Below are 13,448 nucleotides of genomic sequence, written 5' to 3'. Positions count from 1 at the left end.
GCGGATGACTCCGGTCGTGCGGGCGCGGGCGGCACGGGCGGCACGGGCGCGGTAGGTTCGCTGCGATGAACACCTCGCGACGGGTCACTCGACGCGACGTCGCCCGCCTGGCCGGCGTCAGCGACGCCGTCGTGACGTACACGCTCACCGGCACCGCGCCCGTCGCCGAGGCGACCGCGGCCCGCGTGCGGGCGGCGATCGCCGAGCTCGGCTACCGGCCGAACGCCACCGCGGCCGCCCTGCGGACCGGGACCTCGCGGACGATCGCGCTGCTCGCCCCGGTCGGGAGCCGTCGGGTCTTCACCAACCCGTTCTTCACCGAGCTGGCCAGCGCCGTCGAGGACGCGGCGCGCGCCCGGGGCCTCGATCTGCTCGTGATCACGTCGATCCCGGACGTCGACACCGTGCACGCCCGCCTCCGCGATCTGACGGCCCGGCAGATCGCCGGGGTGCTCCTCCTGGCGGGCGGCTCCGTCGACCGGGGCCCGATCGACGCCTTCGGCGTTCCCTGGCTGCAGCTCAACAGCAGCGACGAGACGGCGGCGAACGGCGTCGGGGTCGACCTGGAGGCGGGCGCGGAGCTGGCGACCCGCCACCTGGTCGAGTCGGGCCGGCGCCGGATCGCCTTCGTCGGCGACGTCGAACGCGACGACCGCGGACGCTTCGAGGCCCGTCGGCGCGGATGGGAGACGGCCTGCGTCGACGCCGGGCTGCAGCCGGGTCCCGCGCTCCAGGCCGACTACTCCCGCGAGGGCGGGTGGGCCGCCGGCCGCGTCCTGAGCGGCCTGTCCCCCCGGCCCGACGCCGTCTTCGCCGCCTCCGACCTGATCGGGATCGGCCTGCTCCGCGCGCTCCGGGACGCGGAGCTCCGAGTGCCCGGCGACGTCGCCGTGGCGAGCTTCGACGGCACCTGGGAGGGCGAGTACAGCGCGCCGCCCCTGACCTCGCTCCGGCAGCCTCTCGAGCAGCTGGCCGAGGCCGCGCTCGACCGCCTGCTCGGCGGCGTCACCGGCTCGATCCTCCTCGAGGGGAGCCTCGTCGTGCGCGCCTCGTCGCGCTAGTCGGGGACGCTCGGCCCGGTCGCACGCCTCAGACGGCGCCCGTCGACGCCCAGAGGTGGAAGGCCGCGTGGGCGCGGTGCGGCCGCCAGGCCTGCGACGCCGCGTCGGCCGCCGCCGTGCTGATCCCGCCGAGTGCGCGGCGCAGCACGAGGTCGCCCGCGGGGAACGCGTCCGGGTCGCCGAGCAGCCGGAGCCCGAGGTAGTCGGCGGTCCACGGGCCGATGCCGGGTATCGCGAGCAGGAGCCGCCGCTGCTCGGCCAGATCGCCGGCGCGGTCGAGCACGAGTCCGTCGGCGAAGGCCGCGGCGACGGCGCGGACGGTCGCCGCGCGGGCCCGGGTCACGCCGATCGCGGCGCGCAGCTCCTCGATCGGTCCGGCGAGGAGGGCCGCGGGCGTCGGGAACGAGCGGAGGCCCCACTCGCCCTCGCCGCCGAACGCGGTGACGACGCGACCGCCGAAGGTCCGGGCCGCCGCCACCGACACCTGCTGGCCGAGGACCGCCATCACCGCGGCCTCGAACGGCTCGGGGTACTGCGTCGCCCGCAGGCCCGGACGGGCGGCGACCATCGGCGCGAGCAGCGGGTCGCGGGCGAGGGCCGCTCCGATCCCCTCGACGTCGGAGTCGAGGTCGAACCAGGCGCGGACGAGCGGGAGCACGGCGGCATCGGTCGTCGCGACGCGGACACCCACGGGAGCCAGCTCGAGCGCGAGCGGCACCGCCCGCGCGCCGACGGTGACGAGCCGCTCGAGCCGCCGCCCGTCGTCGGAGACCCGCTCGACGCCGGGCAGCGAGTGGTGCAGGAGGAGGTTCGCGGCACCGACGACGTCGAAGGGGCCGTTCGCGACGAGCTCGACGGGGAGCGCGTCGACGGGGTGGGGATCGACGGTGCGGGGATCGACGGTGCGGGGATCGACGGTGCTCAGGGGAGGAGCACCACCTTGCCGCGTGCGCGGCCCGACTCCACCAGCGCGAGCCCTTCCGCCGCCGAGGCGAGGGGGAAGGAGGGGCCGAGCACCACCTCGAGCTCGCCGCGACCGGCGCGCTCGAGCAGCGGCGCCCGGGCGGCGTCGCGCAGGGCGGTGCCGGGATCCGCGCCCGCTCCCCCGCCGAGCAGGAGGACGCCGAGCTCCGCGCCGTGCTCGAAGCCGGCGACGGTGGCGATGCGGGAGCGGTCCGCGACGAGCGCGACGGAGGCGTCGAGCGCCTCGTCGGTGCCCGCCGTGTCGAGGGCGACGTCGACGCCGTCGGGCGCGAGGGCGCGCACCCGCTCCTCCAGTCCCGCGCCGTAGCGGACGGACTCGGCGCCGAAGCGCTCGACGACCGCCGCGCCCCGCTCGCTCGAGGTGCCGAGGACGCGCGCTCCGCGCTCGCGCGCGAGCTGGACGAGGAGGGTGCCCACGGCCCCGCTCGCGCCGTGGACCAGGACGGTGTCGCCCGCGGAGACGCGGGTCGCCTCGAGCAGGTGCACCGCGGTCGTGCCCGCGAGCAGGAGCCCGGCCGCCTGCTCCCAGGCGAGCCTGGACGGCTTCGGCAGCACCGAGGCGGCCGGGACGACCATCTCCTCGGCGTACCCGCCGGAGACGCGGAAGGCGACCACCTCGTCCCCGACGCCGAGGGCCCCGAGCGGCCCCGTCGCTGCATCCCCCACGGCGGTGACCACGCCGGCGACCTCGCTGCCGGGCCGGACGGGCGTGCGCCCGCGACCGAAGAGGCCGCGGAGGAGCTTCGCGTCGGCGGGATTGACGCCCGCCGCGCGCACGCGGATCCGCACCCGGCCGGGACCGGGCTCGCCCGGCTCCACCGTCACCGCGCGGAGGGCCTCGGGCCCGCCGAAGTCGTCCGCCTGCATCGCCAGCACCACGGGAACCGCCTCTCGCGCGGGCCGCGACCGCCGGGTGACGATCAGGGAGGGTCCGAGCGGGGCCGACGCTAGCAGCAGCCGCCGACACGGGGCCCGGACACCGGGCGATGAGTGTCGAACGAGTGTCGGACAACCGAGAACGCGCGTTCCCTCTGCGCCTACGATGGAGGGATGACGCCGCGAACGCTCGAAGGCCCGCCGCCCCGCGAGGCGATCCTCGCGGCGGCCGACCGCCTCTACTACGAGCGCGGGATCCAGTCCGTCGGGATGGACGCGCTGCGCACCGCCGCGGGCGTCTCGCTCAAGCGCCTCTACTCGGAGTTCCCGAGCAAGGAGTCGCTCGTCCTGGCCGTCCTGCAGGCGCGGCACGAGCAGTGGACGCTCGGCGTGCGCACCCGGGTCGCCGCCGCGACGGGGGCCCGCCCGAAGCTCCTGGCGATCTACGACTTCCTCTTCGACTGGTTCTCCGAGGACTCCTTCCGCGGCTGCAGCTTCATCAACGCCTTCGGCGAGTTCGGCTCGTCCAACCCCTCGGTCGCCTCGCTCGCCCGCGAGCACAAGGACACCTTCCAGAGCTTCCTCGCCGCGCTCGCGGCGGAGGTGGGCGGCGGCCCCGAGCTGGCCGCCCAGCTCGCCCTCCTCGCCGAGGGCGCCCAGACCACCGCCGCCATCTCGGGCACCCCCGAGTCCGCGCTGCACGCCCGCCGCGCCGCCGAGATCCTGATCGACGCGGCGACCCGCGCGGCCTGACGCCGTCGCGCCTCCCCTGCTGATCGAGTCGCCCGCAGGGCGCCCCATGCTGGCCGAGCAGCCGCCCCCGGCGGCGTATCGAGACCCACCACCGTCGGGCATCCGGGATGCAAGCCTCCTCCTCAGTCCCCGATCGGTCCGCGCTCTCCCCGATCGGCCTGCATCCCCGCTCCGGTGTCGGTGGTCCCTGCTTGAATACGCGTATGACAGAGGACGAGACGGCAGCAGCACTCGCGGAGGTGCGCGACTGCTTCGACGGCGCCGCGGCCGCCGAGCGTGCCGCCTCTCCGACACGCCTCCGAGCAGCGGAACGCCTGCACCGCGGCTATCGCGTCGCGCTCACCGTCCCGGAGGCGTTCGCCCGCGGCGCGTCCCGCAGCGAGACCCGCGACCTCGTCGAGCGCTCGATCCGCGCCGAGCTCGCGGTAACGTTCGGCCTGTCCGAGCGGGACGTCTCCCGCCGCGTCGAGACCGCACAGATGCTGATGGAGCACCTCCCCCTCACGCGCGTTCTGCTCCGCGACGCGCGGATCCTGTGGGAGGTCGGCGAGGCGATCTGCCGAACCGCGAGCAGCCTCCCCGAAGGCTCCCGCGCCGCTCTCGATGAGCGCGCTTCCGACGCCGCCGTGACGATGACCACCACGCAGCTGCGCCGCGCCCTGCGCCGCTGGCGCGAGGAGCTGCACGAGCAGCCCCTCGCCGACCGGCACACCCGCGCCCGCGAGGACCGCGCAGTCTGGATCACACCGGACGTCGACGGGATGGCGACGCTCTGCGTGCACGGGCCGGCTCCGGCAGTGACGGGCGCCTACGACCGGCTCCGCCGCATCGCCCGCACCCTCCGCGACGACGGTGACCCGCGCACCCTCCAGCAGCTCAGCGCCGACGCCGCGATCGACCTGCTCTGCGACGGCGACATCGCCGGGACGACTCCCGACGCCGAGCGCCGCCCCGACCCGACGTTCGTCCCCGGCATCCGCGCCGAGGTGCGGCTCACGCTCGCGGCGTCCACCGCCGTCGGCCTCGACGACGCCCCGGCGGAGCTGGACGGCTACGGTCCCGTCCCCGCCGAGATCGCCCGCGAGCCGATCCGGACCGCTGCGTCGTTCACCCGAGTGCTCACGGACTCGGACACCGGCGCCGTCGTCTCGGTCGGCCGCACCTGGCGCGTCCCACCGCCGCAGATGCGCCTGCACCTCCAGCTCCGCGATCAGACCTGCCGCTTCGCGGGCTGCACCCGCCCCGCCGCGACCTCTGAGGCCGACCACACGATCGAGTGGAGCAACGGCGGTGAGACCTCCCTCGACAACCTCGTCATGCTCTGCACCGCCCACCACCACGTCAGGCACGGCGAGCAGTGGAGCTACGTCAAGGACGACTCCGACGGAACCATCACCTGGACGACCCCCACCGGCCGGCGGGTCGGCAACCGCCCACCACGGCTCCCCGGCCGTCCGCCGGACCCACCGCCCGGGCCCCGCTTCGACGACACACCCGCACCGTTCTGACGGTGGTGGATCTCGATACGCCGCGCTGCGCGGGCTGCTCGATCAGCAGGGAGCCGGGCTGTCAGGCCTCGGTGCCGCCGGGTGGGCCGACGACGAGAAGGGCGGCGAAGACCGCGGCGACGGCGGCCAGCACGAGGGCGGCCGCGAGGACCGGACGGCCGAGCGCCCAGCGCAGCAGCCGGCTCGGGAGCCGCCGGTCGCGCGGGTCGGCGCCGGCCTCGCGACGCCACTCCCCCTCGAGGAGTCCGCGCCGCTCGAAGCCGCGCTCCAGCGGGACGGTCGTGTAGGGCACCACGGCGCTGACGAGAGCCAGGAAGGTCGCCCGCGCCGACCAGCGCTGGTTCACCGCGAGGACGAGGGCGGCCGCCCCGTAGGCGAGGAACGCGAAGCCGTGGATCGGCCCGGCGACGCTGACCGGCCAGTCCCCTGCTCCGAGGGCGTACTTGAGCAGCATGCCGACGAGCAGGAGGGTCCACGTCACCGCCTCGAGGATCGAGAGGAGGCGGAACAGGCGGCGGGGGCTCATGGGATCGGCTCCGTTCGGGTCCGCGGCACAGCCCCGGACGGTCGGCGTCGGTCGACGATCGGCAGTGGTCGACAGTCGGGGCGAGACTACGACAGCCCTCCTTCCGGGCGGCTGAGCGCGGCGCGGAAGAGAGCTTCAGCCGAGGTGGCCGAGGAGCGCGAGCGTCGAGGCGACGCCGACCGCCGCGGCGGAGAGCGCCGCGATCGCGCCGTGCACGCCGGTGCGCAGCGTCGACGTCCGCGGCTCGTCGCGCAGCTGCGACCACAGCCGGCAGGCGACCTCCTCCGCCGAGGGCCGCGCCGCGGGGTCGAGTCGCGTCATGTCGGCGAGCAGCGCGCGCCAGCGGGCGGGGACCGATGCCGGCACGACGGGCGCGTGGTGCATGCGCTGCAGCGAGATCTCGAGCGTGGTGCCGGTGTAGGCGCGGCGGCCGGAGACGGCCTCGAGCAGGACCAGTCCGAGGGAGTAGACGTCGGACGCCGGACCGACCGTCCCGGAGCCGAGGCTCTCGGGGCTGAGGTAGGCGGCCGTCCCGACGAGGACGTCGGAGCGGGTCAGCCGGGCGTCGTCCACCGCGCGGGCGATCCCGAAGTCGCTGAGCTTCGCCTCGTGCAGCGAGCCGGCGGCGGGCATCGCGCGGGAGCGGACCAGCACGTTCTCCGGCTTCACGTCCCGGTGCAGGACGTCGCGGGAGTGCAGGTGCGCCAGCGCGTCGGCGAGCTGCGCGCCGACCTCAGCGAGAAGCCGCTCGTCGCCCGACGCGAACCAGTCGGCGGCGGGATCGGCCGCATCGAAGTACTCGAGGACGAGGAAGGCGAGCGCCCCCTCCTCCGTCGCGATCTCGCCCTGGTCGAGGATCTCGACGATCGACGAGTGGCGGGAGTCGATCAGCAGCCGCACCTCGCGCTCGCGGCGCGACCGCTCGTTCGGAGTGCCGGCGACCTCGCGGTAGACCTTCACCGCGACGGAGCGCGCCAGGCGCAGATCGCGAGCCCGGAAGACCGTGGCGCTGCCGCCCTCGCCGATGCGCTCGAGCAGGAGGTAACGCTCGGCCAGGGTCGTGCCGAGCAGCGGGTCCGCGAGCGGGAGGACCGGTGCGGTGTCGAGCATCCCGTCCTCCTGTCCGATGAGATCTGATCCGGTGAGATCGCTAGCTCGTCTAACTAGCTGATCCATTCGTACCCTGTGCGGCCCTCGCGGACAAGCACCAGGACGGGGTTGTACATGACTAGATCTTCTTGCTACATGACTGTCTAAGCTGTGGTGCATGGATGAGGTCGCGCTGACTCGACCGGCTGCCGTTCGGCACCCGGGCACTGCGAGCGCGCCCGGCGCCGCCGAGGTCCTCGGCGCGATGCGCGCGTTCCGGACCGCCGAGAGCGCGATGCGCCGGCGGACCCGCGGATCGATGGGGATGGGCGAGAACGACCTCCTCGCCGTGCAGTTCCTCATGCGCCGCCAGCAGGGGGGCCAGCACGTCAGCCCCAAGGACCTCGCCGCCTACCTCGGCATCTCCTCCGCCTCGACGACCGTTCTCATCGACCGGCTGGTCAAGAGCGGGCACGTCGTCCGGCAGCCGCACCCCAGCGACCGGCGCGCGATCCGCATCGTCGCCACCCCCACCTCGCACCGCGAGGTCCGCGAGACGCTGGACGACATGAACCAGCGGATGCTGGAGGCGGCCGAGCGGCTCTCCCCCGAGGAGGCGAGCGCAGTGGTCCGCTTCCTGCAGACCGTGCGCGAGATCGTCGAGGCGCCCGGCGACGGCCTCGAGGACCTCGATGACGACGTCGCGCCCGAGCTCACGGTCGAGCGACGCCGCGCCTGAGCGGCCTCCCGACTCGCGGGCACGGCCCGCCTCTCCGTCGCGCCCTCCGCGTCACCGATCGTTCATCCGGCCGGCTTGACATGGTTAGTCAAACTAGTAGAGAGTCTGTCTAGCGACAGGGTGCACCCATCCTGTTCGACGTGCGACAGGGAGAAGACCATGGGCAGCATCATGTACGGCACTCCTCCGGCGGCCATCGAGGTCGACGACCGGACTCTGGCTCACCTGCAGATCGTGATCATCAACAAGTTCCGCCGGGACGAGCGCTTCCTCCTGACGCTCGACGCCAGCCCGAACGCGGGGACCGGGCGCCGCGGCGTCTGGATGCACCCGACCATCCCGATCCAGTTCGACTTCAAGGGCAGCCGCCAGCCCACCATCAACCCCGAGTGGATCGAGGCCCTGATGGAACGCGCCAACAGCGGCGCCGGTCTGCGCATCGTTCCCGAGCCGGTCGGCGCCGCCGCCGTGCCGCTGCGGCGCGCGGAGCCCGCCGCCTGACCCGTGGTTCCGCGGTTCGCCGCCCACTTCTCCGATGACTGTCGGACTCTCCGAACTCTCTCGCAAGGGCTGGACATCCCGCGCCACCCCTGACTGACAGGCCTACACTTCGAGGGCGGTCCGGGTTCGTTCCGGCGGGCTCGACCCCGTGGCCGCACGCATGACCGGACGCCGGGTAGCGAGCCCCCCTCTCGTGGGCCCGGCGTCCGGGTGCGCGGCGCACCCGAAGCGTCTCCGCGAGGCCCGCCGACAGGAGTCGGCGACATGACGATCGACACGACCATCGCCCCGCGCGCCTCAGCCGGGGTCCACGAGGTGCGGCCCGGCGACGAGTTCACCGCCGTCGTCTCGGACGATCTGGAGTGGTGGCGCGTCGTCGCCGTCCTCGGGATCCGCGTGCTCGCGGAGCGGATCCGCAGCGGCGACCGGCACACGTTCACCCTCCGCTTCGTGCGGTACCGCCTCGCGGTCGCCCAGGGCGACTCGATCTAGGCGGCCTGCACGCCGGGCGGCCTTGCACGCTGGGCGGCCTGCACGCTGGGCGGCCTGCTCGCTAGGCGGCCTGCTCGGCGCGCGCCGGTCGCGGGATCCCTGCGAACAGCCGGTCGAAGACCCGCCGCCGGTCGAACTGCAGGGCGTACTCGCGCGCGGCCGTCGCGCGCTGCGCCCGATCCTCCGCCGTCAGCTCGAGCACCACGTGGTCCAGCAGCGCGGCGATCGTGTCCGGATCCTCGACCGGGGTGATGAACGCGTGCTCGCCGACGGCCTCGCCGATCCCGCCGGTGAGCGTGGTGATGACGGGGCCGCCGCCCGCGAGCATCTTCTCGGCGAGCGCGATGCCGAACGTCTCGACGAACTCCGGGCGCGGCTTGCTCGGCAGCACGAACGCCGAGCAGCCGGCCATCAGGTAGGGCTTCTCGGCGTCGCCGACGTCATCGAGGAAGCGGATGCGGTGCGCCAGCGGCGAGGCGGCCGCGAGGCGGCGCAGCTCCGCCTCCTGCGGTCCGCGTCCGGCGATCACGAGCTCGCGGTCGGCGTGGACGCCGCTGCGCTCGTAGCCGGCGATCAGGTCCTCGACCCCCTTCGCCTCCGTCAGTCGGGAGAGGAAGAGCACGTAGCCGTCGGTGCGGAGGCCGCGGGCGCGCACGACCTCGTCGACCACGGCGGGATCGAGTCCGGTGTAGGCGTCGGAGTCGATCGCCGGGTAGGAGATCTCGATGCGCGCGCGGCACTGCTCGGCGAACCGGGTGCCGTGGACGGCGTCGATCCGCTCGGCCTCCTCGACGATCAGGTCGCGGGTGTACTCGGAGACGGCGACGCAGTGGTCCTGCGACAGGTACGAGGCGAAGATGTGCGCGGCGGCGCCGAGCCGGCCCTCCTCGACCGCCCGGCGGACGACGTTCGTGACGTCGGAGCCGACCGCCTCGGCGACCGTCGTGACGTCGACCGGGAGGCCGGTGCTCCAGGCGGCGCGCAGGGCGTCCGCCACCGCGAGGGTGTGCGGGCTGAGGTAGAGGGAGAGGCAGACGGTGGGCACGCCGTCGGTGAACAGCTCGACCAGGCGGCCGACCATGCCGGCGAGGAAGCGGCCGTCCGGCACCTTGTAGTCGCCGACGGGCTCCGGTCGCTCGACGATGATGCCGTCGCTGTAGGGGAGGACCGCGTCGAGCGGCTTGAGCGGGAGGCCGGCGGCCTGGAGGCGCTCGATCGGCCAGGTGACGATGCGCACCTCGTCGAAGCCGCGCTCGAGGGCGGTCTCGGCGAGGTTGCGGGCCTCGACCGAGTGCCCGCAGATCACCGGATCCGCGCGGACCACGATGACGAGTCGGTTCTGCACGGTGTGGGCGTGCGTGCTCTGGTCCATGGGGCTCCTCCTGAATGCTGGGTGCGGGTGGTCGGTGCGGGTGGCGGGTGCGGCGTGCGGGTGGTCGGCGGTGCGGGTGGTCAGCGGTGCGGGAACGACGGCGGCCGGTGCTCGGGGGCGCTCCCCCAGGCGACGGGCTCGGCGCCGAGGTGCAGCGTCAGCTCGCCGCCGCGGTGCAGCTCGGCGGCGGTGATCCAGCTCGCCTCGAGCGGTGCGCCGTTCAGCTCCGCCCGCTGCACGTACTGGACGGGTCCGCCCGGCACCGGCTCGATGAAGCCGGTGGTGCGGATCTCGACGTCCGCGCCGCCGATCGCGAGCGAGGCGCGGGCGAAGGCGGGCGCGTTGACCAGGAGCAGGCCCTGGCCGGCGACCGGGAAGAGCCCGAGGCTCGCCCAGACGTACCAGGAGCTCAGACCCCCGGAGTCGTCGTTGCCGGGCAGGCCGCCGCGGCCGGCGCCGAAGCGCTGGTGCAGCACCCCGTGCACGACCTCGGCCGTGCGGTCGGGGCGGCCCGCGTAGTGGTACGCCCAGGGTGCGTCCATGTCGGGCTCGTTGTTCAGCCCCTCGAAGCGGCCGAGGGCCGAGCCCGCGAGCATCTCGGCGCGGTCCGGGCGCAGTCCCGGCTGCACGACGGGCTCGGCGCCGTAGCCGAAGAACTCGTCCAGCTGCACGACGAAGGCGTCGTCGCCGCCGCTGATCGCGATGCGGCCGGCCATGTCGTGCAGCAGGCGGAAGGAGTAGTTGTGCCTGGTGCCCTCGTAGTAGGTCGAGTCCTTGAGCAGGCCCGAGCGCAGGTCGTAGGCGTTCACCCACTGGGCGGCTCGCTCCTCGAGCTGGTCGGCGAGGACGTGGTCGCCGACGTGCCGCGCCACGACCGCGGTGCACCAGTAGCCGTGCGCGAGGTCGAGGGTGTGGCTGATCGGGTGCGCCTCCCCCGCCGCCAGGAACTCCTCGCCGTAGGTGCGCTTGAGGTCCTCGCCCATGTGCACGAGGGCCGCCTCCCAGTCGATGCCGGGCAGGCCGAGGCGGCAGAGGTCGGCGAGGAAGGTGTGCGCGAGGGCGCTGCCCTGGCGGGAGAAGCGGTCGCTGCCCTTGGCCATCCGGTAGCCGATCGGGAAGTTGCCCTCCTCCTCGCAGATGGTGAGCAGCGCCGCGCCGACCTCGACCGCGCGCTCGGGGACGAGCGCGGTGAGCAGCGGGAGCTGAGTGCGGTAGATGTCCCACATCGTGCTGAGGTCGAAGACGAACGGGCCGTCGCTCGGCCAGAACGGGCTCTCGTCCGGCGCCAGGCACGGCTTGATCAGCGAGTGGTAGAGCGCCGTGGCGAACACGGTCTCGCGCTCGGTCGAGGGGGTGTCCACGGCGACGGTGCGCAGGCGCTTCCGCCAGGTCTTGCGGGTGCGGTCGCGGCGCTGGTCGAAGCCGCCGATCGTGGCCGGGACGTCGCGGTGCAGGTTCTCGCGGGCGCGGTCGGTGCCGCGGAGGGAGAAGCCCATCCGCAGCTCGACGGTCTGCCCGGCCGTGCTCGGTCCGGCCCACATCAGTCCGAACGGGCGCAGGGTCGTCGGGCGGATGTGGTCGAAGTCGAGCCGGGTGCCGCCGGGCATCAGCCGCCGGTCGTACCAGAGCATCTGCCGCCATTGCAGGGCGTCGCACTCGAGGTGGACGGCGAGCGGCGCGCCCTCCATCACGACCTCGCCGGCGGCGACCCCCGGCGAGATCGAGTGCAGCTTCGCGCGGAGCGGGATCGTCGCTCCGGACGGGATCGCGAGGCCGCCGAGCGAGAGGTCGACGACCACGCGGGCGCTGCGGTGCTCGGGGAAGGTGTAGCGGTGCACGACCGAGGCGGGCCCGACGGTCAGCTCGGCGCGGATCCCGGAGGAGAGGGTCGCGGCGTAGTAGCCGGGCTCGGCGACCTCGTCCTCGATCGCCCAGCTGCGGCCGAGCTCGTCGAGCGGCTCGAGCATCGGCGTGACGCGGAGGTAGTTGTAGTACTTGCGGATCGCGCCGGTGCCGGACTGCTGGAAGTGCGTGAAGCCGGAGGCGACGAGGCCGTCCTGGATCGTCGGCGGGACCCCCTCGAGCGCCAGGTCGTAGCGGCCGTAGCCGGTGGGGTAGGCGCCGGAGTAGGAGCACGCGGACACCATCCCGAGCGGGAAGGTCGCGCCCGGGTGCGTGTTGCCGATCTGCGGCTTCGGTGACCACCAGGTCGCCGCCAGCCCGGTCGCGTCGGGGAGCTGTGTCGCCTCGGTGCCGAGGAACGGGTCCACCCGCTCGATCACCGGGTGCCCACCCGTCCGTACCCCGCCGCCGCCATGCCGTGACGCTAGGCAGCGCGGGGGGACGCAGGGTGTCGGCCGGGTGTCCGCGGGGCGACGGGTCGGCGACCGGACGGGGCCGCCGACCCCCTACCGCGCGCCTACGGGATCAGGCGCTCCGCGCGATAGCGGTCGAACAGGGCCGTGAAGGAGTCGACCGTGCGGTGGTGCACGCCGAAGCCGGCCAGGCGCGACTTGCTGATGTCGGTGACCACCTCGATCTGCCGGCCGAGATCGGCGTCGGTGTGCCACCAGGAGGCGACGCGCTCGAGGTCGGGCTCGATCAGGTCGTGCTCGCGGACGAGGCGCTGCCAGACGTCGTCGGCGCCGGCCATCTGCTGCTCGAGCGGCTGCGGCTCCTCGCCGGGACCGACGGGCTCGACGCCGAAGTGCTCGGCGATCCGCGACCACATCCAGCGCCAGCGGAAGACGTCGCCGTTGACGACGTTGAACGCCTCGTCGCGGCCCGCCTCGCTCGTCGACGCCCAGAGCATCTGCTCGGCGAGGACGGTGGAGTCGGTCATGTCGGTGAGGCCGTTCCACTGGGTGAGCGAGCCGGGGAAGACGAACGGCGTGCCCTGCGCGCGGTGGATCGACGCGGCGACGGCGAGGGTGAGGCCCATGTTCATCGCGTTGCCGACCGCGTGGCCGATCACGGTGTGCGAGCGGTGCACCGACCAGGTGAAGCGGTCGCGCTCGGCGGCGGCGAAGAGCTCGTCCTCCTGCGCGTAGTAGAAGTTGGGCGCGTCGAGGCGCTCCTCCTCCTCGTGGAACGGGGTGTCGGGCATCGCGCCCTGGCCGTAGGCCTCGAACGGGCCGAGGTAGTGCTTGAGGCCGGTGACCAGCGCGACGTGCTGGAGCGGCGCGTGCGAGAGCGCGGCGAGGAGGTCGCGGACCATGCCGCCGTTGACGGCGATGTTCTCCTCCTCCGTGGCCTGGCGCGACCAGGCGGTGAAGAAGACGTGGGTCGGCTTCTCGTCGGCGAGCACGCGGGCGAGGTCGTCGGCCGAGCGGAGGTCCGCGGAGAGCGGGATGACGCCGGGGCGCTCGGCGATCGGCCGGCGGGACAGGGCGGTCACGGGCCAGCCGCGCTCGGTGAGCAGGTCGACGAGGGCGGAGCCGCCGATGCCGGTGGCGCCGACCACGAGGGCGCGCTGCTCGGGAGTGGGGACCTCGGGAGTGGGGACGGTGGACGGGTCTGCTGCGGAAGTCATCCCTGAGGACAACGC

The 13,448-nt window shown here is 74.1% G+C and carries 13 protein-coding genes; 6 read left to right on the top strand and 7 right to left on the bottom strand.

Going from position 1 to position 13,448, the window contains the following annotated elements; all coding sequences use genetic code 11:
- Positions 1–65 precede the first annotated feature (65 nt).
- Positions 66–1,061, top strand: a complete 996-nt coding sequence (locus HRK28_RS10685) for a LacI family DNA-binding transcriptional regulator (protein ID WP_173251469.1) — start codon at positions 66–68, stop codon at positions 1,059–1,061.
- A 28-nt stretch (positions 1,062–1,089) separates the two neighbouring features.
- Here HRK28_RS10685 and HRK28_RS19765 read toward each other — a convergent pair whose 3' ends face one another.
- Complete coding sequence (locus HRK28_RS19765; protein ID WP_302051516.1) at positions 1,090–1,986, bottom strand: DNA-3-methyladenine glycosylase; 897 nt, start codon at positions 1,984–1,986, stop codon at positions 1,090–1,092.
- Complete coding sequence (locus HRK28_RS10675) at positions 1,983–2,924, bottom strand: zinc-binding alcohol dehydrogenase family protein (protein ID WP_367948394.1); 942 nt, start codon at positions 2,922–2,924, stop codon at positions 1,983–1,985. The genes HRK28_RS19765 and HRK28_RS10675 overlap by 4 nt, the downstream gene beginning before the upstream one ends.
- 171 nt (positions 2,925–3,095) lie before the next feature.
- Here HRK28_RS10675 and HRK28_RS10670 point away from each other — a divergent pair, with 171 nt between their 5' ends.
- Together HRK28_RS10670 and HRK28_RS10665 are read left to right on the top strand one after the other, a co-directional pair.
- Positions 3,096–3,674, top strand: coding sequence for a TetR/AcrR family transcriptional regulator (locus HRK28_RS10670; RefSeq protein WP_160090729.1), 579 nt, complete (start codon positions 3,096–3,098; stop codon positions 3,672–3,674).
- Between the two features lie 203 nt (positions 3,675–3,877).
- Positions 3,878–5,182, top strand: a complete 1,305-nt coding sequence (locus tag HRK28_RS10665) for an HNH endonuclease signature motif containing protein (RefSeq protein ID WP_173251467.1) — start codon at positions 3,878–3,880, stop codon at positions 5,180–5,182.
- Positions 5,183–5,243: 61 nt separating this feature from the next.
- Here HRK28_RS10665 and HRK28_RS10660 read toward each other — a convergent pair whose 3' ends face one another.
- Positions 5,244–5,708 (bottom strand): DUF3817 domain-containing protein, encoded by a 465-nt coding sequence (locus HRK28_RS10660; protein WP_160090731.1) that lies wholly within the window; start codon positions 5,706–5,708, stop codon positions 5,244–5,246.
- Positions 5,709–5,843: 135 nt separating this feature from the next.
- Positions 5,844–6,818, bottom strand: coding sequence for a serine/threonine-protein kinase (locus HRK28_RS10655; protein WP_173251465.1), 975 nt, complete (start codon positions 6,816–6,818; stop codon positions 5,844–5,846).
- Between the two features lie 157 nt (positions 6,819–6,975).
- Between HRK28_RS10655 and HRK28_RS10650 the strand changes: the two genes are divergently transcribed.
- From HRK28_RS10650 to HRK28_RS10640, 3 genes are all read left to right on the top strand, one after another.
- Positions 6,976–7,536, top strand: a complete 561-nt coding sequence (locus HRK28_RS10650) for a MarR family winged helix-turn-helix transcriptional regulator (RefSeq protein ID WP_160090733.1) — start codon at positions 6,976–6,978, stop codon at positions 7,534–7,536.
- Positions 7,537–7,695: 159 nt separating this feature from the next.
- Complete coding sequence (locus HRK28_RS10645; RefSeq protein ID WP_160090734.1) at positions 7,696–8,037, top strand: ATP-dependent DNA ligase; 342 nt, start codon at positions 7,696–7,698, stop codon at positions 8,035–8,037.
- Positions 8,038–8,301: 264 nt separating this feature from the next.
- Positions 8,302–8,529, top strand: a complete 228-nt coding sequence (locus tag HRK28_RS10640) for a hypothetical protein (RefSeq protein ID WP_160090735.1) — start codon at positions 8,302–8,304, stop codon at positions 8,527–8,529.
- A 61-nt stretch (positions 8,530–8,590) separates the two neighbouring features.
- On the opposite strand, the gene HRK28_RS10635 is transcribed toward HRK28_RS10640, so the two are convergent.
- From HRK28_RS10635 to HRK28_RS10625, 3 genes are all read right to left on the bottom strand, one after another.
- Positions 8,591–9,901: a glycosyltransferase gene (locus tag HRK28_RS10635; RefSeq protein WP_173251464.1), complete on the bottom strand. Its 1,311-nt coding sequence runs from the start codon at positions 9,899–9,901 to the stop codon at positions 8,591–8,593.
- Between the two features lie 80 nt (positions 9,902–9,981).
- Complete coding sequence (locus tag HRK28_RS20835) at positions 9,982–12,183, bottom strand: glycoside hydrolase domain-containing protein (RefSeq protein WP_173251462.1); 2,202 nt, start codon at positions 12,181–12,183, stop codon at positions 9,982–9,984.
- Positions 12,184–12,320: 137 nt separating this feature from the next.
- On the bottom strand, positions 12,321–13,433 hold the full coding sequence (locus HRK28_RS10625) for an SDR family oxidoreductase (protein ID WP_173251460.1): 1,113 nt from the start codon (positions 13,431–13,433) through the stop codon (positions 12,321–12,323).
- Positions 13,434–13,448 lie beyond the last annotated feature (15 nt).

The sequence above is a fragment of the Rathayibacter sp. VKM Ac-2835 genome, assembly GCF_013266705.1.
GTDB lineage: Bacteria > Actinomycetota > Actinomycetes > Actinomycetales > Microbacteriaceae > Rathayibacter.
The sequence above is the reverse complement of the archived record's forward strand: the minus strand, read 5'-3'. Positions and strand labels throughout refer to the sequence as shown.